Origin of the sequence: Streptococcus sp. X13SY08, assembly GCF_001182825.2 — a bacterium.
Classification (GTDB): domain Bacteria; phylum Bacillota; class Bacilli; order Lactobacillales; family Streptococcaceae; genus Streptococcus.
The window spans coordinates 437269-459330 of sequence record NZ_LFYO02000002.1; the positions used below are offsets into that span (position 1 = coordinate 437269).

The following is a 22062-nucleotide window of genomic DNA, read 5'->3' on the forward strand; positions in this document are numbered from 1 at the left end:
TATCTGCACTGGACAGAAAGCCAAGTAATTGCCCAAAGCATCAAAATACTTTTGCACTGAAAAAAAGTGAAGAAATAAAAGAAACACCTTTGAAATTAGTTTTCAGAGGTGTTTTTGTATCGTGTTTTAAATGTGGTTTGGATTTCTTGTAATCTTTCAGCATATCGTTGATCAATCAAGGTTTGTAGGGCTTCCTCAATTAAATTTTTATGGAAATCTTTGAGATTTATTGAAAGATGGATGATGATATGTTGTGGATTTTTTAGATAATGATGGAGATAGACACTTTATTGCTGATCACATAAAATAAGCGCATTATCTTCATCAATGGAATCAGGGATGCTGTCAGTATGGGGATTGATAATGCGGATATTCAGTACTTTGTCAGGAAAGTAATAGATAAGAGATCAGCCAAATCATTATGACAAATATAGACAGGTACAGATTTTAGGTCTGTCTTAATAATTTCTTGTAGCTGCAAGGTCAAAAGAGAAAGCGGTTTGGGATTTAGGGGATTGGTAAAGCCATTATCCTCCATCCATTCTAGCAAAATAGTTTGGGGCATAGGGTTGACCAAATCATCTTGAAGAGTGAAGAAGTAGTAGTCAGGAAGGAGACCTTGTAAATCATATAAGAAGTTCTTACTGATCAAGACAATAGCTGCACGAAAAATGCGCGAATTAACAATATCTTCGCCCAGTAAATACTGACATTTTGCAATCAAACCTTTTGCAACAGCACATTTCCATCCTAAAGAAAGCAAAGTCGCAAAAAATAGATACTCATCAGGGGTTTTCTCTAGTATTTCACGAGAGAGATTGTCATTTGAAGCCACCATCAAATTCAACACTAAATCATAGCTACCGTCATTAAAATCATAGAGATGATAACCGTAACGGTAGTCTAACAGAGCAATCAAACAACGAATACGATATTCTGGTCCTATTAGTCTATTTTTTCGTAAAGATAGCCCAACATCTTGTAAAAATGCTTCGCATTTTGCTTTCAAACGATAAGCAGTGGGTGGCGCGAGACATATACATCTGTAAGGTAAAAGTGGAAAAACTTTCTTTTTCTGGACGAGCAAAGTAGGCGAGTAGCTGTAAGAATGTCGATTGCTGGTAGATTTTATGATAAAAATTAAGTTTATTGACAGTCTGTGTGTCGTCAATATGAACTTGATTGGGTTGTAAATGGATAAGTCCTGAAGAGTTAAAAGGATTTTTATAGCAGTCTTCTCAGTTAGCTTGGTAACTTCCAATAATTCTGTAATTGAAAGTTCTTTAAATTCTAGTAGGGCATTTAGTACAATCACTTGAGACTGAATTTTTTCTTCTAAATAACTATCTAGCATGTTGACCCCCACTTATTTATTAGACATTTTTTCATAATTTGACTACATTGTCAAATATTATTGCAATATTTTTGTAGCAAATGATAAAGTTGCAATTTTCAGAAAAAACCTCTCAAATGCGTTGAAAATAGTTCTAAAAATGAAACATTCCATTTTTCGCCAAGATACTGGGTGCTTTAGCTGTTTTTATTTAGGGGCAACAAGTGTCCTAAGAGCAGCTGAAACAAATAACTATGGCGTAGCCGGTGGTTACGAAGCGTACTCAGTTAAGAAAGATCTGTACGAAAGAGGACCGAAACTTCTTACAGGTAATGAAATGATTTATATTCAAGGCAACCGTTCTGCCGGAAATTATAGAAAACTCAATAATTGCCTACTGTTTTAATGCATCTTTGTCCGTACCAGATATTGATCCTTCTATAGGAATTGATGATACTATTCCATTAGAAAATGTTGGAGAGAACGGCTTTTTCCCTACCTACACAAAGATAGCCGCTACAGAACAGTTGTTTGCTAATTTGGCCAGCAAAGCTAAACTGGATGCAAATGTAATGAAATCTGTTTTACAAGTAGTTTATAATGGTTATCGAAATGGTGACAATACGCGTATCCAAGAAATTCGCGATGCATTTGCAAAATCTACTAGAGATGACTTAAAAACCATCAGTGATGCAGAATTATATGCCGCAACACAAAAAGCCATTTGGTATTATACGGATAATACTGAAAAGCAAGCAACAAATCCAAAGGATTTAGCAGTAGATGCTATTGAAAAAGAAGCAACTATGGATGAAAAAGCATGGTATGTCTATCGTTTCTTACTAGGAGATACGAATGTTGCAGGAAGTCCTTTAAATGGCTTAACTTTAAATAATTATGATGAAAATATGATACTTGACTTGTATAGACCAACTCGAGTAAGTACAACAGGTAGTGAGTATCCAAACCTTCTTTCAACGAATTTTGTAAAACCTGTTTCAAACGAATATAAAAGTTCAACTGTAACCATTAAAAAATTGCAACGGATACAAACAGCGAATTAGCTGGAGGCTAATGTTCGAATCACAACAAAATCAGGAACTGTACTTTATTATTGGGAAACTAGTGTTTGGGAAGGAACTAACAATGTAAAGTTCCATTTGCCTGAAGGAGATTATATTTTTCAAGAAGATGCAGCTCCGGTTGGATGCTTGAAAGCTGATCCGATTGAATTTCATTTTTCTGCAGATGGTCAAGTAACCATTCAAGGAGTGGTAGTTCCAAACTCAGTTGTTGAAATGAAGGACAAATCTGCTCCATATATTTCCATAAAAATTAATAAAAACTGGGTTGATAAGAATGACCAACCGGTTCCTGATGCAGAGAAATCGTTCTTAGTTGCTCGATTACAGTTGAAAGCAAATGGAGCAGATGCGAAAGATTTATCTGGAAATCAATGGTCTGGTGAATTTACCAATTTACCTACAACAGATAAGGACGGAGGTAAAATTAATTATACTTTCGTGGAAGATGGAGACCCTCGATATTCTCTGAAAGATAATCCAATTGTAACAGTTGATAGAGAAACTCCGAATCAAGAGGTTAAAGAAGTTACCTTAACGAATAAAGAAATAAATGCTGAACTAGCAAAAATTACAGCTCAAAAATAATGGATCGGCGCAACACCAAACGGTCCTGAATCAACAGTTACATTACGTCTATTAAAAAATAATCAAGATACAGCCCAAGATAAGGTGATTACCGATAAAGAAACAGCTACTTGGGGTGTTCCTAAAGATGAATTAACCCAATATTTAGTTGTGGAAGTTAGCGATAACAATCAGACAGCTACTATTGGTGATCAAGTAGAACTTTCTAAAAAAGTTTATAGTGTAGATGTTCAAGAAACTGAGACAACTACTGAAAAATCTTATATTTTTACCAATGTTTACAACATTCCTAAAATCGATTTAAAAGTTAAAATGGAAATATGAAACTGAAGGATATTCCTCAAAACAAACTTCTGTCTTAGACAATACAACAATCTACGGAACAGGTAATGACACAGTTACTTGGACCAACACATATACCTCTGCCCAGTTCCCAATCGAAATCAGCAAGCAAAATATTGCTGGGGATAACTTAGACAATGCGACCGTTACTGTTCGTGATAAGCAAACAGGTCAAGTGGTTTCGGATGTCAATGGGGTCAAACTTGAAAATTATGTAACGACAAAAGAGAACCTCAAAGTTCAATTGGCAGCTGGTGAGTACACCTTTGAAGAAAATACGACTCCAGCAGGCTACGATGTAGTTACCACCTTTACCTTTACAGTAGATGGAACTGGTCAAGTGACTACTACCAGCACAGAAGCGAAGACCAATGGCTCTATTCTCACGGTCATCGACCAAGCTAAGAAACATGATATCGAGATTTCAAAAGTAGGTCTTGGTGGTGAAGATATTGCAGGCGCTCAAATTGAAATTCGTGATACTGCCAACCAAGTTGTCAATAAATGGACTTCAAATGGCGCCGTTCAAACCATTTCCCTCCTTCCAGGCGTCTATACATTCCACGAAATTGCTACTCCAACAGGTTATGTGAAAGTTACAGCGATTACCTTTGCTATTAGTAAGGACGGTCAAGTGTATATCTTGAACGGTGATGGCAATAAAGTTGCATCTGATCAAAATACCTTGACGGTTGTGGATGAAGCGGTGGCTAAACAAGTAGAAACCCCAACTGGTTCGTTCACCATTCAAAAAGTGGATGCAGTGACAAATGCTGTTCTAGAAGGTGCCATCTTCTCTGTAACAGGAAAAGTGACAGAAACAAATTCTACAGTTGATTCAAGTACAATTGATCGCGAATTGACTCGTTTTAATGAAGAAACTGCAACCCTACAAGCGGAATTAGAAACCTTACAGAAAGCTGAAAAAGTTGATGAGGCACTAATAAATGAAGTTCAAGCTGAATTAGACCTTGTCAATAACAAAGTAGCTAGTCTCTTCTCGTCGAAAAAGCAAATCTCAAACCAACATTGACTTCAACTGTGGTTACCAAAGATTTTGGAACTGTGACAACAGGTGCAAATGGTCAAGCTAGCTTATCAGAATTGCCAGATGGTGAATATGTGATTGCTGAAGTCCAAGCACGAGTAGGTTACGATTTGGATGCTACTCCTCGTACAGTTGTCATTAAAAACGGTCAGGCAGATGTTACAAACAATACTTTGGTCGTAGCCAATACAAAAACTCTTGTTCCAGAAGTGAAATTTGATATTGCTATCAGTAAAGTTGACTTGGGAGGCGCCGAATTAGCAGGTGCGCATATATTCAACTCAAGCAAGGTGAAACAATCGTTCACGAATGGACATCTACTGGTGTCACTCAATTTGTTAACTTGAAACCAGGTCAATATACTTTCCATGAAGCGACAGTACCAGATGGTTATAAAGCAGTAACAGATATCGAGTTTACCGTTGACGAAAAAGGGCAAGTCGCTATCCTTTCCGCGAAATCTGATGAAGCCAAAGGTTGTTAATAATACTTTGGTAGTGACAGACCACAAAGAACCTGTCATACCTGAACCTAAGGACGAACCAAAAGAACAGCCAGAGGATTCTCCTAAGGATACGGTTCCTACTCAACCAACTTCAACTCAGAAAAAAGTCCTTCCAAAAACCAATTCAACTGAAACAATGAACTTGCTTATTGCAGGTATTGTATCATTGGTAGTAGCTATGGTTATTTTCTTGGAGAGGGTAAAATAATCCAGATTGAGTTGACTTCTAACTTCCTCATTTCCTTGATTTTTTAAGAGGATGCTCTATGTTATAATATAAAAAAAGAAAGAGTGGATTTCCTATGGAGAAGCGTGTTTTTGATTATGAAAATGTTGGAAAAAAAGGCAAAATTGAGCAAGTCTTGCTCCTGTCTCAGTCTCCTCGAAGACGGAATTTACTGACTTTTTTAAATCCTGTGATTGAAACAAGAGACGTGGATGAACGGGCAATTGAAGAACATTTTATGAAATTTTATCAGTCAGACGATTTTGTGACACGGGCTGCTAAGACTTGCTGCGAGATTTCCAAGGCAAAATCTGATTTGCCACTTGATGACGGTGTCCTTGCCATCTCAGCAGATACCATTGTGATTCATGAAGGCAAGATTTATAACAAGCCTGAGGATTTAGAGGAAGCTCGTCAGATGTTCTTATCTTATTTTAGTAAGAGTCATGTGGTAGCGACATCAGTGTGCCTGCGGACAAAAGATTGGTTGGAAGTTTTTTACTGTTTGGCCGAAATTGATTTTGTAGATTTTTACCCAGAATTAGAACCAGTAGTAGAAGAATATCTACTGAAAAAACAGCCACTAGACAAGGCAGGTGCCTATGGTATTCAGGAGCTAGATCCGCGTTTCATCAAGGAAATTCGTGGCGATATACATACCATTATTGGCTTACCTGTTGCGGAAACAGCACATCGGATTTTTAATGCCTAGTTTGGGCCTTGGTTGTCTCTAGCTTTTCTCTGTGAAATGGTTTACAATAGGAGTATGTTTTGGGAGAGAGGAGTCAGAAATGTTACAACCTCACATTCGTTGCAGCAAGGAACATGCTGCACGCTTTGCTATTTTACCGGGAGATCCAGGACGAGTCGATCGAGTCGCTGAGTTTCTAGAAAATCCCAAATTAATTGCCTTTAATCGTGAACATAAATCCGTGTCGGGTACCTATAAAGGAGTTCGAGTTATGATCACATCAACTGGCACGGGCGGGCCTTCAACAGGAATTGCGGTGGAAGAATTACATCGTATTGGTGTCGAGTATATGATTCGTATAGGGTCTTGTGGTGCCTGCCCTTCAGCCTCATATTGGACTAGGCGATCTAATTCTTCTCAATAAAGGAGTATTAGGTTCTGATATGGAAAGTGCTGCTCTGTTTACCATTGGGACATTGCGTGGTATTAAAACAGGCTCTATCTTAAATACAGTTGGCCTTTTTGAAGGGAGATTGGACCAAGAAATCAATCAATATGTAGACCGTGCATCAGCTACTGCCCAAGGCGAGGAAAATGAAGTCTTGACAGCACTTGAAGCCATTGTATTCTTAGAAAAGAGTCAAAAGGAGATAAAACATGAAATGGAAGAATAATAATCCGTGGAGTTTAAAATTCAACACGGCAGCTCTAGTCTTAATTCCTGCAGGAGTTGGGATTAACTACATTGGTAAGCTCTTTGCCGGTGTACTTAAACTCCCTCTTTGGCTGGATTCCATCGGTACTTGCCTAGCTGCCTGCTTAGCAGGTCCTGTTGTCGGTGCCATCGTCGGTGTCATGAATAATGTGATTTATGGGTTGACGGTAGATCCTATTGCGACCGTGTATGCTTTGACCAATGCTGCGCTAGGAATCACTGTCGGAATTATGGCCTATTATGGCATGATGAGAAAGCTCAGCGGTGCCATTGTGACTGGTCTTGTTGCAGGATTTGCGGCAGTAGTTGTCTCTACACCTCTTAATATAATTTTCTGGGGTGGGACAACCGGAAATCTCTGGGGCGATTTGCTTTACGCTTGGATGGTAGCACATGATTCACCAGTTTGGCTAGCTTCCTTCATGGACGAAGTGGTCGTGGATATTCCAGATAAATTGGTGGTCTTGCTCTTAGTGCTTAGTCTCTATAAGAGCCTGCCAAAGAGTCTCTTGTCGCTCTACCAAAGCAACAGTGCTATCGAAAGTCTAGATTAGAAGGAGGTTTGCATGAAAAATATGAGTTTATACGAAGACAAGCAGTCCTTTCTCAATAGCTTGTCTCCTATTACAAAAATGCTTTACGTTCTCTCTATTATTATAATTCCCATTATCACTGGAAATCTCTGGGTATTTGTTGGAACTATCTTGTTAAGCCAAACACTTTTATCGCATTCTAAAGTTTGGAAAAAAACTTTCCCTATTCTTGGTCTTTCTGCCATTGTTTTGATTACGGTTGTTCTCATTCAAGGGCTATTCCGTCAAGGAAATGTAACACCTGTTTTGACCTTGGGACCAGTTGTATTTTATAAAGAGGGATTGCTATTTGCCCTGGAGATCGCACTCAATGTCATCAATATCATTTTGGCATTTTGTGTCTTGATTTTGACAACTAAATCCTCTGATATGATTGAAGATCTGGTTCGTAAGGGATTTTCACCACGCTTTGGTTATGTTTTTATTTCTCTTTTTCAATTAATTCCGCAGATGACTAGCCGGATGGCGACCATTACGGATGCGCAAAAGAGCCGTGGAATGGAAACTGAAGGATCTCTAATGACGCGTGTCAAAGCATTCTTGCCACTGGTGTCACCTGTTATTATGAGTTCTTTTATCGATACCAAAGAGCGTGCCATCGCACTTGAAGTGCGCGGCTTCAATTCAAAAAACAAGAAAACCTTTATCAATCCACCCGTTCGTTCTAAATACGACAGCTGGATTCAAGTGCTCTGTTTGATTGGTATCGTTTTGGCGATTATAGAGAGGGTATTCTAATGGCAGAAATTCGCATTGAAAATTTAAAATATAAATATCCTTATACGGACAGATTAGCCCTGAACGGTATCACTTGTCAGATTAAGCCAGGTGAATTTATCGGAGTCGTCGGTTCAAACGGTGCTGGCAAGAGCACGCTCTCTCAAGCTCTAACCGGTCTAGTTCCAAATTTTTACCGTGGAACTTATGGTGGGAAAGTCTGGATTGATGAGACAGAAGTTCGTACCGTGGAAGTGGATGAACTTTGCCAGAAAGTCGGAAGTATTTTTCAAAAGCCTTTTAACCAGATTACTGGCTCAAAAGCAACTGTTTACGAAGAAGTTGCCTTTGGTTTAGAGAATTTTGGTTTATCAGAAACAGAGATGAAGGAACGCATTGAAGAGAGCTTAGAGCTTTTGGATATTGCTCAATACCGTGACCGTGCTCCCTTCGATTTGTCAGGAGGTCAAATGCAACGGCTAGCGATTGCTAGCATTATCGCTATGCGACCAGAAGTCATCATTCTGGATGAACCAACCTCTCAGTTGGATCCTCAAGGAAGCGAAGCAGTTTTCCAAGCGATTGAGAAATTGAGCCAACAAGGCATTACTGTTATCATGGTTGAGCACAAAATTGAAAAAATTGCTGCTTACAGCGACCGCGTCATGCTAATGCATGATGGAAAATTGATTGACTTTGATACGCCACAAACTATTTTCTCTCGTGATGACTTGGATCAGTATGGAGTGATGCCCCCTACCTTTACGCAAATTTGTCGCGCCTTAGGTCTGACGCTTTCAGATGGGCAAACTTACCCTGTGACACTTGAAGAAGCGCGCCAGCTTTTAGCAATGGAAGGAGGAAGCTATGAACCGCATTGATATAAAGGATTTACATTTCTCTTATTCTGAGGAAGCGCAAGTCTTGAAAGGGATAAATTTGGTTTTGGATCAGCGTTCAACGGCCATTATTGGGCAAAATGGTGCTGGAAAAACAACTTTTGTTAAGCTATTGAAAGGTCTCTTACGACCAAGTCAAGGTCAAATTTTCTTCAATGAGCAAGATTTAAAAGATCAAACAGTTGCACAGATTGCTAAGTCTATTGGCTTGAATTTTCAAAATCCTGATGACCAAATTTTTAAGCATACGGTCTTAGATGAAATTATTTTTGGGCCTCTCCAGATGGGGATGTCTAAGGCGGAAGCCGAAAAAGCTGCCCATAAAGCCATGGATATGTTGAACCTAACAGGTCTTGACAAAGTCAATCCTTACGACTTGGGCTTATCAGACCGCAAAATGGTATCCATTGCAGCCATCGTAGCCATGGATACACAAGTAGTGATTTTTGATGAACCGACTATCGCTCAAGATGATGCTGGTAAAGAATTGATTCGTAAAGTTATGAAATCTTTGACAGAAGAAGGAAAAATTGTCATTTCTATCTTACATGATATGGATTTTGTAGCAGAGACTTTTGAACGCGCTATTGTATTTTCCCAAAGTCATGTGCTTTTAGATGGCACTGTCAAAGAAGTGTTTGGTCAGAAAGAAGCGCTCGAAAACGCTTATCTATCACAACCAACGACGACTCAGCTCTGCCATGCTTTGGGCTATGACCAAGTATTTTTAACACCAGAAGAATTTGTCGCCTTTAAACAAGGGTAAATGAAAAATCCTAGAAGTTTTTGCTTCTGGGTTTTTTGTATGAATTGGTGTAGCCGATTTATAATGTAAATTATGGTATAATAGGATACGTTATTTCAGAAAACAATTTATAAAGTGAAAGGAAAAATATGGCTACTATTCAATGGTTTCCGGGCCACATGTCAAAGGCGCGTCGTCAGGTTCAAGAAAATATTAAATTTGTTGATTTTGTGACCATTTTGGTGGATGCACGCTTGCCATTATCCAGTCAAAATCCTATGTTAACCAAAATTGTGGGGGATAAACCTAAATTATTGATTTTGAACAAGGCTGACTTAGCAGATCCGATTTTAACAAAGGAATGGCAGAATTTTTATGGAGCACAAGGTATTCGAACGCTTTGCATCAATTCCAAAGAGCAATCAACCGTCAAAAAAGTGACCGAGGCTGCTAAGTCCCTCATGAAAGATAAAATTGCTCGTCAGAAAGAGCGAGGCATTCAAATCGAAACATTGCGTACCATGATTATCGGTATTCCTAATGCTGGAAAATCAACGCTCATGAACCGTTTGGCAGGTAAAAAAATTGCTGTTGTTGGTAACAAACCAGGTGTAACCAAGGGCCAACAGTGGCTCAAATCGAATAAAGATTTGGAAATTTTAGATACACCAGGTATTCTTTGGCCCAAGTTTGAAGATGAAGAAGTAGCACTGAAATTAGCCTTGACGGGTGCTATTAAAGACCAGTTATTACCAATGGATGAGGTCACCATTTTCGGGCTCAATTATTTCAAGACCTATTATCCAAAACGTCTTCAGGAGCGTTTCAAGCAAATGGATTTGGAAGCTGAGTCACCAGACATCATTATGGATATGACCCGCGAATTGGGTTTCCGTGATGATTATGACCGTTTCTATAATCTTTTTGTCAAAGAAATGCGAGATGGTAAACTAGGACTCTACACACTAGATAGACCTGATCAGGACGGTGCCAATGACTAAGACCATCAAGGAAATCAAAGAGGAATTGGCAGCTATTTTAGATCTAGCAGATCCACGTTTGACGGAGATTGAGGAAGATTCCCGCACTGGAGTCCAATCAGCTCTCAAAAAGAAACGGAAAGATATTCAGGCACTCTTAGATGAAGACGTACGTTTGGAGCAAATGCTGCGCTATGAAAAGATTGCCTATGATAAAGGGTGCCAGTTGGTTGCAGGCATTGACGAAGTAGGACGTGGGCCTTTAGCAGGCCCTGTAGTCGCTGCAGCGGTCATTTTACCAATCAATTGTAAAATTCCTTTCCTCAATGACTCTAAGAAGATTCCCAAGAAAAAACATCAGGAAATTTACCAACAAGTCATGGAAAAAGCTGTGGCAGTAGGAGTTGGGATTAAAAATCAAGACGTTATTGATCAAGTCAATATTTACGAAGCGACCAAGTTAGCCATGTTAGAAGCTCTCAGTCAGTTGAGACCAAAACCTGATATGCTCTTGATTGATGCCATGAAGTTAGATGTGGCTATTCCACAAGAATCCATTATCAAAGGTGATGCCAATAGTCTGTCCATCGCAGCTGCCTCTATCGTGGCTAAAGTTACCCGTGACAAGATTATGGTGGACTACGATCAGCAATTTCCAGGCTATGATTTTGCAAAAAATGCAGGCTATGGGACCAAAGCACATCTGGAAGGATTAGAAAAATTTGGTGTGATACCCATTCATCGTAAAAGTTTTGAGCCCATAAAATCAATGATGAGGAAGTAATTTCCTCATTTTTTATTTTCATTTACGGATAAAATAGATGGAGGATCTAATATGAACAATTTCGAACTTTTCAAATTTAGGCAAGCTGGCTTAAATAATCTTAATATCCATAAAATTTTAAAGTATCAGGAAACCGTCCAAGGAAAATTGTCTATCAGAGATATGGCTGTCGTTTCTGAATGCAAAAATCCTGTTCTCTTCTTAGAAAATTATAAAAAACTAGACCTCCAAAACTGCCGAGAGATCTTTAACAAATTTCCATCCTTTTCGATTTTAGATAATATTTACCCTATAGAGCTGAAACAAATGTATAATCTGCCTGTTCTCCTCTTTTATTAAGGAAACTTGGAGTTACTGACGGAGACAAAATTGGGAATAGTAGGAGCACGGAAAGCCAGTAAGGATGGTACCGAAGTAGTCAAAAAAGTAATCAAGGAGCTTCAAAATCGTTTTGTGATTGTCAGCGGATTGGCACGTGGGATTGACACGGCGGCTCACATTGCTAGTCTAAAAAATGGTGGTCAAACAATTGCTGTAATTGGTTGTGGTTTAGATATTTATTATCCAAAGGAAAATCGAGAATTGCAACATTATATTGCCAAACATCACTTGATATTGTCTGAGTATGAGGCAGGCCAAGCACCGCTCAAATTCCATTTTCCTGAGCGCAACCGGATTATTGCTGGTCTCTCTCAAGGAATTGTCGTGGCAGAAGCGAAAATGCGATCGGGCAGTCTCATCACCTGTGAACGTGCCTTAGTCCTTAGAAGAGGGAAGAGAGATTTTTGTCATGCCAGGTTCCATTTTAGATGGAAAATCTGATGGCTGTCATCATTTAATTCAAGAAGGTGCAAAGTGTATTACATCAGGAATGGATGTGCTTTCAGAGTATCAACTTTAAACAAAGTTCTCCTATAGGAAAAAGAAAATTCTTGACAGTGCTAAAAAAATAGTTTATTCTTTTTGGAGTTAATTTTATTTGAAGGTAAAAAGATGGCTACAAAAACAGCAAGCAAGAAAAAAACTACAACCAAAAAGAATCTCGTCATCGTCGAGTCGCCTGCTAAGGCAAAAACGATTGAAAAATATCTAGGACGCAATTACAAGGTTGTAGCCTCAGTTGGTCATATTCGCGATTTAAAAAAATCGACCATGTCCATTGATTTTGAAAATAATTATGAGCCCCAGTATATCAATATACGTGGTAAGGGACCGCTCATTAACTCACTCAAAAAAGAAGCGAAAAATGCGAAAAAAGTTTATCTGGCAAGTGACCCGGACCGTGAAGGGGAAGCTATCGCATGGCATCTAGCACATATCTTAGACTTAGATGAAAAAGATGATAACCGTGTGGTCTTTAACGAAATCACTAAGGACGCAGTAAAAAATGCTTTTAAAGAACCACGTTCTATTGACCGTGATTTGGTGGATGCCCAGCAAGCACGTCGTGTTTTGGACCGAATTGTGGGGTATTCTATTTCACCTATTCTATGGAAAAAAGTAAAAAAAGGTTTGTCCGCTGGCCGAGTGCAATCCGTCGCTCTAAAACTCATCATTGATCGTGAGAATGAAATCAATCACTTCAAACCAGAAGAATACTGGACTATTGATGCGATTTTCAAAAAGGGAACTAAAAAATTCCAAGCTGCATTTTATGGACTGGATGGCAAGAAGGTCAAACTTGAAAATAACAGCCAAGTAAAAGACATTTTGGCACGCTTGGATGGTGTTAATTTCCTAGTTGAGCAGGTAGAAAGAAAGGAACGCAAGCGCAATGCTCCGCTTCCTTATACAACATCTACGATGCAAATGGATGCAGCTAATAAAATCAATTTCCGTACACGTAAAACCATGATGGTAGCACAACAGCTTTATGAAGGTGTTAATCTTGGTACTGGTGGTACGCAAGGTCTCATTACCTATATGCGTACGGATTCGACACGTATCAGTCCCGTAGCTCAAGGACAGGCTGCGGATTTTATCACGGAGCGTTTCGGAGAAAAATATTCTAAACATGGTAGCCGCGTTAAGAATAACTCTGGTGCACAAGATGCCCATGAAGCGATTCGTCCGTCCAATGTTTTCTTAACACCCGAGTCTATTGCTAAGCATTTGGATAAGGATCAACTACGCCTCTATACGCTGATTTGGAATCGTTTTGTAGCTAGCCAGATGACAGCTGCAATATTTGATACTATGAATGTGCGTTTGGGACAAAATGGAGTCCTCTTTGCAGCTAACGGTAGTCAGTTGAAATTTGACGGCTATATGGCAGTCTACAATGACTCTGACAAAAATAAAATGCTGCCAGACATGGAAAAGGGCGATACGGTTGTACGTACCTCTAGCAATCCAGAACAGCATTTCACTCAGCCGCCTGCGCGTTATTCTGAGGCGACATTGATTAGAACCTTGGAAGAAAATGGCGTAGGGCGTCCGTCAACTTACGCACCAACTATTGAAACCATTCAAAAACGTTACTATGTTAAACTAGTCGCGAAGCGATTTGAACCAACTGAACTGGGTGAAATTGTCAACAAATTAATTGTTGAATTCTTCCCCGATATCGTAAATGTGAAGTTTACGGCAGAAATGGAACAAAAGCTGGATGACGTTGAAATTGGTAAAGAAGAATGGCAAAAGGTCATTGATGGCTTCTACAAACCATTTACGACAGAATTAACCAAAGCAGAAGAAGAGATGGAAAAAATCCAAATCAAGGATGAACCAGCTGGATTTGATTGTGATGTCTGTGGTCATCCTATGGTCATAAAATTGGGACGTTTTGGAAAATTTTACGCATGTAGTAATTTCCCAGATTGCCGTAATACCAAACAGATTACCAAAGAAATCGGCGTAACCTGTCCCGTTTGTCACAAAGGACAAGTCATTGAGCGTAAGAGCAAACGCAATCGAATTTTCTATGGTTGTGATCGCTACCCAGAATGTGATTTTACCTCTTGGGACAAACCAGTGGGACGTAACTGTCCAAAACGTGACCATTATTTAGTTGAAAAGAAAGTTCGTGGCGGTGGCAAACAAGTTGTCTGTCCAAATGGCGACTACGAAGAAGAAAAAGTGAAATAAAAATTCGTTTAGAACCCAAAATCCTTAGAAAATTAATTCTAAGGATTTTTTGTTTCAGTCTACCAGAAAATAAAATCTGATATGGAATGTTAGATATTTTACAAAGGTACTATTAAGTAGAATCAAAATCGGTTTACTTTCTAGAGTTTAATAAATCTTTTATTCAACTCTAGCAATCTATTTTTACAGTTAGTTCTGACTTTTAAAAATAAATATCCTTGACAATATACCCCGATAGGTATATAATGGTGTTTATAAAATCTAAGGAGTTATGGCAAATGTCCTTGCAAAACCGATCATCATGTTACCAATGATTTGTTCTGCAGCCGTACTTGGTATTCTTGCAGCACTCTTCAACATTCAAGGAACACCTGCAAGTGCTGGTTTTGGTATCAGTGGTTTGATTGGCCCTATCAATGCTCTTAACCTTGCCAACGGTGGCTGGTCAGTTGGAAATATCATTTTGATCATCCTTGTCTTTGTTGTGGCACCAATTGCTTTGAACTTTGCATTTGTTTATCTTTTTACAAAAGTAGTGAAAATCATTGATCCAATGGACTACAAATTGGATATTTAATCTATAGGAGGAAGCAGAAATGAAAATTAAATTATTTAACGTTCGCGGTGAAGAAGCTAGTCTTGCTGAAGCTTGGGGACAAAAAAATGGTATTGAAGTTTCTCTTACAGATCAACCCTTGACGCTTGACACAATAAAAGAAGCAGAAGGATTTGATGGAATTGCCAATGCTCAAGTTGGTCCGCTTGATGATGCTATCTATCCTGTATTAAAAGAAATGGGCATCAAGCAAATCGCTCAACGCAGTGCTGGTACAGATATGTACAATATGGAAGTGGCTAGTGCAAATGATATTATCATTACAAATGTACCAAGTTATTCACCAGAATCAATCGCTGAATTTACAGTAACCATTGCCTTAAACTTGATTCGTAAAGTTGAATTGATTCGCTCAAATGTTGCCAACCATAATTTCTCATGGACTTTACCAATCCGTGGACGTGTACTTGGGGATATGACAGTAGCGATTATCGGTACAGGTCGTATTGGACTTGCAACAGCTCGCATCTTCAAAGGATTTGGTTGTCGTGTGATCGGTTATGATATCTATCGCTCAGATGCTGCTAAAGAAATCTTTGAATATGTTGATTCAGTAGAAGAGGCAGTGAAACAAACGGATGTGATTTCACTTCATATGCCACCAACTGCTGATAGCCATCATCTATTCAACAAAGACATGTTTGCCATCATGAAAGACGATGCTATCTTGATGAACATGGCGCGTGGTGCTTTCTTTGGTTGAAACAAAAGATTTGTTAGAAGCTTTAGATGCTGGTCAATTGGCTGGTATTGATACCTACGAAGAAGAACGTCCTTATGTACCTAAAAACTTTGAAGGTAAAGAAATCTCGGACCAAGTTGAAGGTGGACTAAATGCTGTTCGCGAAGTGGTAGAAACTGGGACAGCTAGCACACGTGTCAACTAATTTTATAAGTCTAATCCTAAAGGATTAGACTTTTTCTTATAAAAAAGGTGATAAAATCTAAATTACCATAAGTATCGATGACCTACAACAAGTAGTAGAAGTAGAAGAATTTTTTAATAATCCAGCTATCAAATGACATAAATTATATTACGTAAATATAAAGTCCTTTAGAATGGAAATTGACTATTATTTCCGTTATAAAGGACTTTTCCCATTTTGTCTATTATAATGGACTTCGTGTCATTAGTCTGTTATAATAGACTCAAAAAGGAGAAGAGTATGGCTTATTTTGCTATTATTGGTGATTTTGTTGATTCAAAGTCCATTAAAGAACGATACCATGTCCAAAAGCTACTGGAAAAGTGCTTAGAAGATATCAATCACAAATACAAAGATGCCCTTGTTTCTAAGTTTTCCATTACTTTAGGAGATGAATTCCAAGGGTTGTTCGAAATTGGCGCTCCGCTATTTCACATCATCGATGATGTTATCCAGATTCTTTCGCCTTATACAGTCCGTTTCGGGATTGGTTTAGGAGATATTGTGACCGACATCAATCCAGAACTGAGTATTGGTGCAGACGGGCCAGCTTATTGGCACGCGCGGGAAGCGATTCAATTTGTACATCAGAAAAATGATTATGGGAATACATCCATAGCTATCAAGGTTGGTGATGCCACAAAAACATCTCAATTGAATGCTCTCATCGCTGCAGGTGACGCCATTAAAGCAGACTGGCGCGCGAGTCAGCAGGAGGTTTTTTCGACCATGTTATCTATGAACATTTACGATGAAAGCTTTGACCAACAGGCCTTAGGACATGCCTTGCAATTAAATGCAAGCGCTCTGTCAAAACGCCTCAAAAGTAGTAGTATTAAAGTCTATTTGCGGCTTCGTCAAGCTACTTTAGACCTCATTCTAGACAGTATGAAGGAGGAGCAAGCATGATTGGATTTGCAAGCAGTTTAAGAGAAAACCCTATTTGGGTCCTATTGTTGATTTCCCACTTTCTCTCTGATTTCCATCTTCAGAGTCAGCAGGTGGCAGACCGAAAAGGTCACGACCGCCATTTCCTCATGATTCATTTGATAGGTGTGGTTCTGCCATTGATTTTTCTTGTTTTCTTACAATTCCAACTTTGGTGGATAGCTATCCTCATTTTTCTTAGTCACACGCTCTTAGATTTATTTAAAGGAAAAATAGCAAAACTTTTCTGCCTCAACCGCCAGAAAAGTTTTGCATTGGATCAGATTCTACATCTTGCTATGATCCTCTTTCTAAGTCAATTTACTGCAGAATGGGGCCTTCCCATCTGGTTAGAAGTTAAATGGCTCAATCTCATTCTCTTTCTAGTGCTCATTACCAAGCCGACTAATATCGCCTTTCGGATATTTTTCCAGAAATATCAGCCTGAAGAAGACAACAAAATGGATACCATTCCAGGTGCAGGAGCGGCTATTGGTTTTCTGGAGCGAATTATCATTGGAATCTGTATTGTTTTTGGTCAGTTTACGTCCATTGGGCTTGTATTTACCGCAAAATCCATCGCCCGCTATAATAAAATTTCTGAAAATCCAGCCTTCGCTGAATATTATCTCATCGGCTCACTCTTTAGTATCTTAAGTGTCTTAATAGCCGCCTGGTGCTATACTAGTTTTATTCTATTAGAAAGATTTGTGGGAGTTTCTCCCGAAGAGGTATTAGTGATTGTCTCAAGAAAAAGCAAATTATATTAACGTCATTGGTGCTGGTCTAGCCGGTTCCGAAGCAGCTTATCAGATTGCAAAGCGTGGTATTCCTGTCAAATTGTATGAAATGCGTGGTGTTAAGCCAACTCCTCAGCATAAAACGGCTAATTTTGGGGAATTGGTGTGTTCGAATTCCTTCCGTGGGGATAGTTTAACCAATGCAGTAGGTCTTTTAAAAGAAGAAATGCGTCGTTTGGATTCCATTATTTTGCGTAACGGCGAAGCTCATCGAGTGCCTGCTGGTGGCGCTATGGCAGTAGACCGCGAAGGTTACGCGGAAGCTGTAACAGCAGAGCTAGAAAATCATCCTCTAATCGAGGTCATTCGCGGAGAGATAACAGAAATCCCATCTGATGCCATCACTGTTATTGCAACTGGACCATTGACATCAGATGCTCTGGCTGAAAAAATTCATGCCTTGAATGGTGGCGATGGATTTTATTTCTATGATGCAGCAGCTCCTATCATTGACAAGTCAACGATTGATATGAGTAAAGTTTATCTCAAATCACGCTACGATAAAGGCGAAGCTGCCTATCTCAACTGTCCAATGACAAAAGAAGAGTTTATGAATTTCCATGAGGCTTTGACAACAGCCGAAGAAGCTCCACTTAATTCTTTTGAAAAAGAAAAGTATTTTGAAGGCTGTATGCCTATTGAAGTGATGGCAAAACGTGGTATTAAAACCATGCTTTATGGACCGATGAAACCGGTTGGTTTAGAATACCCGGATGACTACCAAGGACCGCGTGATGGCGAGTTTAAGACACCCTACGCTGTTGTTCAGCTTCGCCAAGACAATGCGGCTGGCAGTCTCTATAATATCGTTGGGTTCCAAACCCATCTCAAATGGGGTGAGCAAAAACGTGTCTTCCAAATGATTCCCGGTCTTGAAAATGCCGACTTTGTTCGTTATGGTGTCATGCACCGCAATTCCTACATGGATTCTCCAAATCTTTTGACGCAGACCTTCCGCTCTAAATCCAATCCAAATCTTTTCTTTGCTGGACAAATGACAGGTGTTGAAGGTTATGTGGAATCTGCCGCTTCAGGCCTTGTAGCTGGTATCAATGCCGCTCGTCTCTTCAAAGAAAAAGAAGCGGTCGTTTTCCCACATACGACCGCTATCGGAAGCCTCCCTTACTACGTGACGCACGCAGAGAGCAAGCATTTCCAACCAATGAATGTTAACTTCGGTATTATTAAAGAATTAGAAGGTCCACGCATCCGTGATAAGAAAGCACGCTATGAAGCCATTGCTGAACGCTCATTAGCAGACTTAGAAGACTATCTCACTATTTGATCATAGCAAAATGAAGGAGAGTCCCTTATGATTAGAGGCTTGCAAAAAGAAGATGTTGAGCATCTCGACCAAGCCTTTGTTGAGCAAGGATGGGAATCGCTTCTAAGCATTTTACAGCAATACCTAATAGAAATTCAAAACAAAGAACGCCTAGTGCTTATTGATGTGGAAGAGGGACAATATCGTGGTTATATTACCCTAGTGTTTCATCCACAGCATGGACCTTGTGCTTTAAAATATTTTCCTGAAATTGTAGACTTTAATGTCTTTGAAAAGTACCAAGGCCAAGGTGTTGGTTGCAAGCTTTTAAGTGAAATGTTATTCGATGGAAGTGATCCAACGATAGATTTTGCAGTGCCAAAAGCTGAACAAAAAATTCCAATGTTCCCAGAGCCACTTTCTCGCATAATCAGGCGCTCCCCGACCAAATCAGATAACCTCGGCGGCTGGACTTGAAAATTATGATTCATTGCTGCAACAGCAATAAAATCCTCTGTCTTTAAAAGCCGAACATCGTAATCCCGCTCATCAAATTATTCTAGAAGAGTCAAGAGTCTGGTTATTTTTATAATGAATGACAATATTTGTCTCTGGATGTGCCTGAATGTAGCGAACCATGGTAGACGCCAATGTAAACTCTCCAATAGTCATAGTGAGACCGAATGTCAATTGTTGTTGCTCTTTCGCTAGCTCTTTTAACTCCTGCGCAATCCGATTTTCATCGTTATGAATGGTCTGAAAGGCTGCAAATAAGCGGTTACCAGCTCTAGTTAGTTGCAGATTTCTAGCTTGTCGGATGAATAAAGGAACACCATATTTATCCTCTAAGAATTTGATATGATGAGACACAGTCGGCTGCCGTTGTGAAATTCATATGGTCACAGACTTTTAAAAAGGTCTCAATTCGAAAATCCAACATATATTCCTCTTTATCATTACCTATATTTATGGAGCTATCAAAAATTGTCATTTTATTTTATCACAAAAATAGCTTATAATACAATAACAACTGAATCATGGAGGTTTTTATGAATTATTGGAAAGAACGTTCCTGGGGACTGGTACTTTGCTTCCTCATTGGCATTCTTAGTCACCTTTTAGGGAAGTCCTTCCCCATCATCGGTGGCGCTGTTTTTGCTATTTTGCTAGGAATGATAGTTGGACCATACTTTAGCACGCGAGAGAAGTTTCAACCCGGCATTAAGTACACATCCAAAAAAATATTGCAATATGCTGTGATTTTACTTCAACCATAACCGTCGCCTTATTGACAGCTTATGCACTCCATAAGTGGTGGAAAATACCTGCTACTATTTCGACCTTGATTGGTGTTGGTTCTTCTATCTGTGGAGGATCTGCGATTGCTGCAACAGCACCTGTTATTGATGCTAAGGACGAAGAAGTAGCACAAGCCATTTCTGTTATTTTCTTCTTCAATGTGCTTGCTGCTCTGCTTTTCCCACAGCAGTCAACGATACCTCATCTGTTACAGCGACGGCTGCAACCTGGGATAGCCTCTACCACTTGGGAACACAGACTCTGGACAAGGCAGTCATCGTTAAGTTGACTCGTACATTGGCCATCATTCCTATTACACTTGGACTTGCTTTTCTGAAAAGTCGCAAGGAAACAGGCACAAAAGTTTCTATTAAGCACGCTTTCCCAACTTTCATCCTTTTCTTCATTCTAGCTAGCCTAATAACAACTATAGCTACAGGAGCAGGAGTAGATGAAGCAGCATTTGTACCGCTCAAAGATTTATCCAAATTTTTCATCATCATGGCTATGGCTGCTATTGGTCTTAATACTAATCTGATTCGTTTGATTAAAAAAGGTGGTCGTCCCATTTTGATGGGTATGTTCTGTTGGCTCGCCATTACCATCGTAACTATTTTCTTGCAAAAATGGATTGGATTGATTTAAAATCTTCACTACGCAACAAAAAGACTCACATGAGTCTTTTTGTTGCGTAATTTATATTATGTAAACTATAGGTTGTCCAAAGCATTTTTTTGCTCATCATTAACAATATGAGTATATAGATCCGTAACTTGAGTATTGGCATGTCCAAGCTGGTGACTGACCAGAACTTGGGATTTTGTGGCATCGTAGAGTCTGGTAGCAAGTGTGTGACGTAGTTTATGGGGCGTCACACGAATTTTGAAGTCGGCAGAATACTTAGCCACCATCTTTTCAATGCTAGAAGCATCCATTCGATTAGGAATGCCACGGTATTCCGATAAAAAGAAAGCTGTATCGGTCTTTTCTGTCTTATAGCGAACTTGACGGATAGCAGTATAGGCTTCTAGGTAAGGCTTAGCAAAGCTGGCTACATTGACAGAATCCCGTTTGCCACCTTTTCGTGTGACATCGATGATCATCATCTTCAGATTGACATCTCGCAAGTCTAGATTGACAGCTTCTGATAAACGAACACCGGAGGCTAACAGAAGAGCCAAAATTGCTAAATCACGTTCTTTATTTTTTCGGAAAGATGACTTAGCACGGTTAGACAATTTGTTTTCATATTCACAATCTACATATTCTAAAAACTCCATGGTCTCATCACCTAGACTTTTTTCATGACATTTCGATAAAAATAAGGCTCGCCTTGCTCGTTTTCAACCTCCTCGGTTAAATACTTGTAGAGACTGGATAATGCCGACAAAGTGCGGTTAATAGTGGTCTGTGAGACACCATTTTGTGTCGTATTGGCATTCAAAAGAGGTCGTTCACGTAGATAGAGAATAAAGGATTCCATATCTTTCTTGGTCAAATTTTCTAAGGTATCCAGCCCAATATCAGCAATTTTTGTCACCTGAACAATATCTGCGTCCAAAAGCCATTCAAAAAATCGACGATATTCTTTCAAGTATTCATAGAGCGTTGTAAAACTGTACGGTACAGACAATTTAGATTGGTAATAATCCAGGACATACCAAGGCATGAGGACTTTTAATTCCTCAATTTTTTCTAGTAATAATTCACGTCTCATCACATTTTCCTCATCGTTCTTTATAGTAGAAGTATAACACACCCTTACCTATTTTTCAAGAAAATTATAGTTTTTCGGAAAGATGTTGCAAAGAATGGTATTGTATTGGTGACATCAATGGTTCCATAAAGATATAAAAAGTTTGCGTAAATATGATTACGCAAACTTTTTATAAAAT

The 22062-nt window shown here is 39.2% G+C and carries 23 protein-coding genes and 5 pseudogenes; 25 read left to right on the forward strand and 3 right to left on the reverse strand.

Features of this window, described 5'->3' with window-relative positions; all coding sequences use genetic code 11:
* Positions 1-373 precede the first annotated feature (373 nt).
* Positions 374-1354: a helix-turn-helix domain-containing protein gene (locus tag AEX56_RS02785; RefSeq protein WP_049617808.1), complete on the reverse strand. Its 981-nt coding sequence runs from the start codon at positions 1352-1354 to the stop codon at positions 374-376.
* Between the two features lie 368 nt (positions 1355-1722).
* On the opposite strand from AEX56_RS02785, the gene AEX56_RS02790 reads away from it, so the two are divergent.
* The 24 genes and pseudogenes from AEX56_RS02790 (at position 1723) to AEX56_RS02895 (ending at position 19345) form a co-directional block, all read left to right on the forward strand.
* A complete protein-coding gene (locus AEX56_RS02790; protein ID WP_269082025.1) occupies positions 1723-2397 on the forward strand; it encodes a Cys-Gln thioester bond-forming surface protein in 675 nt (224 codons plus the stop codon).
* A 96-nt stretch (positions 2398-2493) separates the two neighbouring features.
* Positions 2494-3003, forward strand: a complete 510-nt coding sequence (locus AEX56_RS02795) for a Cna B-type domain-containing protein (protein WP_049617810.1) — start codon at positions 2494-2496, stop codon at positions 3001-3003.
* Between the two features lie 84 nt (positions 3004-3087).
* Positions 3088-3327, forward strand: coding sequence for a hypothetical protein (locus AEX56_RS02800; protein WP_049617811.1), 240 nt, complete (start codon positions 3088-3090; stop codon positions 3325-3327).
* 118 nt (positions 3328-3445) lie between these two features.
* A complete protein-coding gene (locus AEX56_RS02805) occupies positions 3446-4378 on the forward strand; it encodes an MSCRAMM family protein (protein ID WP_443031014.1) in 933 nt (310 codons plus the stop codon).
* Positions 4375-4740 carry a prealbumin-like fold domain-containing protein gene (locus AEX56_RS02810; protein WP_049617813.1) on the forward strand — a complete coding sequence of 122 codons (366 nt, stop codon included), beginning with the start codon at positions 4375-4377 and terminating at the stop codon, positions 4738-4740. Before AEX56_RS02805 ends, AEX56_RS02810 begins: the two co-directional genes overlap by 4 nt.
* On the forward strand, positions 4737-4877 hold the full coding sequence (locus AEX56_RS08550) for a SpaA isopeptide-forming pilin-related protein (protein ID WP_160315166.1): 141 nt from the start codon (positions 4737-4739) through the stop codon (positions 4875-4877). Before AEX56_RS02810 ends, AEX56_RS08550 begins: the two co-directional genes overlap by 4 nt.
* The gene (locus AEX56_RS02815; protein ID WP_049617814.1) at positions 4858-5106 is read left to right on the forward strand and encodes an LPXTG cell wall anchor domain-containing protein; all 249 of its coding nucleotides are present in this window, start codon (positions 4858-4860) and stop codon (positions 5104-5106) included. The genes AEX56_RS08550 and AEX56_RS02815 overlap by 20 nt, the downstream gene beginning before the upstream one ends.
* A 94-nt stretch (positions 5107-5200) precedes the next feature.
* The gene (locus AEX56_RS02820; protein ID WP_049617815.1) at positions 5201-5836 is read left to right on the forward strand and encodes a Maf family protein; all 636 of its coding nucleotides are present in this window, start codon (positions 5201-5203) and stop codon (positions 5834-5836) included.
* Positions 5837-5915: 79 nt separating this feature from the next.
* Positions 5916-6239 carry a phosphorylase family protein gene (locus AEX56_RS08900; protein ID WP_236682955.1) on the forward strand — a complete coding sequence of 108 codons (324 nt, stop codon included), beginning with the start codon at positions 5916-5918 and terminating at the stop codon, positions 6237-6239.
* Between the two features lie 19 nt (positions 6240-6258).
* A complete protein-coding gene (locus AEX56_RS08905) occupies positions 6259-6489 on the forward strand; it encodes a hypothetical protein (RefSeq protein WP_236682956.1) in 231 nt (76 codons plus the stop codon).
* Positions 6473-7084, forward strand: a complete 612-nt coding sequence (locus tag AEX56_RS02830) for an ECF transporter S component (protein ID WP_049617816.1) — start codon at positions 6473-6475, stop codon at positions 7082-7084. The genes AEX56_RS08905 and AEX56_RS02830 overlap by 17 nt, the downstream gene beginning before the upstream one ends.
* A gap of 12 nt (positions 7085-7096) precedes the next feature.
* Complete coding sequence (locus AEX56_RS02835; protein ID WP_049617817.1) at positions 7097-7861, forward strand: energy-coupling factor transporter transmembrane component T family protein; 765 nt, start codon at positions 7097-7099, stop codon at positions 7859-7861.
* Entirely contained in the window at positions 7861-8721 is an 861-nt protein-coding gene (locus AEX56_RS02840) for an energy-coupling factor ABC transporter ATP-binding protein (RefSeq protein WP_049617818.1), read from the forward strand. Before AEX56_RS02835 ends, AEX56_RS02840 begins: the two co-directional genes overlap by 1 nt.
* The gene (locus AEX56_RS02845; protein ID WP_049617819.1) at positions 8708-9505 is read left to right on the forward strand and encodes an energy-coupling factor ABC transporter ATP-binding protein; all 798 of its coding nucleotides are present in this window, start codon (positions 8708-8710) and stop codon (positions 9503-9505) included. The genes AEX56_RS02840 and AEX56_RS02845 overlap by 14 nt, the downstream gene beginning before the upstream one ends.
* A gap of 128 nt (positions 9506-9633) precedes the next feature.
* Complete coding sequence (ylqF, locus tag AEX56_RS02850; protein ID WP_049617820.1) at positions 9634-10485, forward strand: ribosome biogenesis GTPase YlqF; 852 nt, start codon at positions 9634-9636, stop codon at positions 10483-10485.
* A complete protein-coding gene (locus AEX56_RS02855; protein ID WP_049617821.1) occupies positions 10478-11248 on the forward strand; it encodes a ribonuclease HII in 771 nt (256 codons plus the stop codon). Before ylqF ends, AEX56_RS02855 begins: the two co-directional genes overlap by 8 nt.
* Before the next feature lie 51 nt (positions 11249-11299).
* Positions 11300-12149: pseudogene (gene dprA, locus AEX56_RS02860) on the forward strand (DNA-processing protein DprA).
* A 92-nt stretch (positions 12150-12241) separates the two neighbouring features.
* Positions 12242-14335 carry a type I DNA topoisomerase gene (gene topA / locus AEX56_RS02865; protein WP_049617822.1) on the forward strand — a complete coding sequence of 698 codons (2094 nt, stop codon included), beginning with the start codon at positions 12242-12244 and terminating at the stop codon, positions 14333-14335.
* A 271-nt stretch (positions 14336-14606) separates the two neighbouring features.
* Positions 14607-14912, forward strand: a pseudogene (locus AEX56_RS02870) (PTS sugar transporter subunit IIC); the annotation flags it as partial.
* A gap of 19 nt (positions 14913-14931) precedes the next feature.
* Positions 14932-15838 (forward strand): annotated as a pseudogene (locus AEX56_RS02875) (D-lactate dehydrogenase).
* Positions 15839-16117: 279 nt separating this feature from the next.
* Positions 16118-16786, forward strand: a complete 669-nt coding sequence (locus AEX56_RS02880) for a SatD family protein (protein ID WP_049617824.1) — start codon at positions 16118-16120, stop codon at positions 16784-16786.
* Positions 16783-17574 carry a DUF3307 domain-containing protein gene (locus AEX56_RS02885; protein ID WP_082326155.1) on the forward strand — a complete coding sequence of 264 codons (792 nt, stop codon included), beginning with the start codon at positions 16783-16785 and terminating at the stop codon, positions 17572-17574. Before AEX56_RS02880 ends, AEX56_RS02885 begins: the two co-directional genes overlap by 4 nt.
* A complete protein-coding gene (trmFO, locus tag AEX56_RS02890) occupies positions 17546-18889 on the forward strand; it encodes a methylenetetrahydrofolate--tRNA-(uracil(54)-C(5))-methyltransferase (FADH(2)-oxidizing) TrmFO (protein ID WP_049617825.1) in 1344 nt (447 codons plus the stop codon). Before AEX56_RS02885 ends, trmFO begins: the two co-directional genes overlap by 29 nt.
* 27 nt (positions 18890-18916) lie before the next feature.
* Positions 18917-19345 (forward strand): GNAT family N-acetyltransferase, encoded by a 429-nt coding sequence (locus AEX56_RS02895; protein ID WP_049617826.1) that lies wholly within the window; start codon positions 18917-18919, stop codon positions 19343-19345.
* Between the two features lie 72 nt (positions 19346-19417).
* Here the strand turns inward: AEX56_RS02895 and AEX56_RS02900 are convergent, their stop codons facing one another.
* The gene (locus AEX56_RS02900) at positions 19418-19738 is read right to left on the reverse strand and encodes a LysR family transcriptional regulator (protein ID WP_049617827.1); all 321 of its coding nucleotides are present in this window, start codon (positions 19736-19738) and stop codon (positions 19418-19420) included.
* 179 nt (positions 19739-19917) lie between these two features.
* Between AEX56_RS02900 and AEX56_RS02905 the strand changes: the two are divergent.
* Positions 19918-20812: pseudogene (locus AEX56_RS02905) on the forward strand (YeiH family protein).
* Positions 20813-20877: 65 nt separating this feature from the next.
* Here AEX56_RS02905 and xerS read toward each other — a convergent pair.
* A pseudogene (gene xerS / locus AEX56_RS02910) lies at positions 20878-21884 on the reverse strand (tyrosine recombinase XerS).
* Positions 21885-22062: the final 178 nt, after the last annotated feature.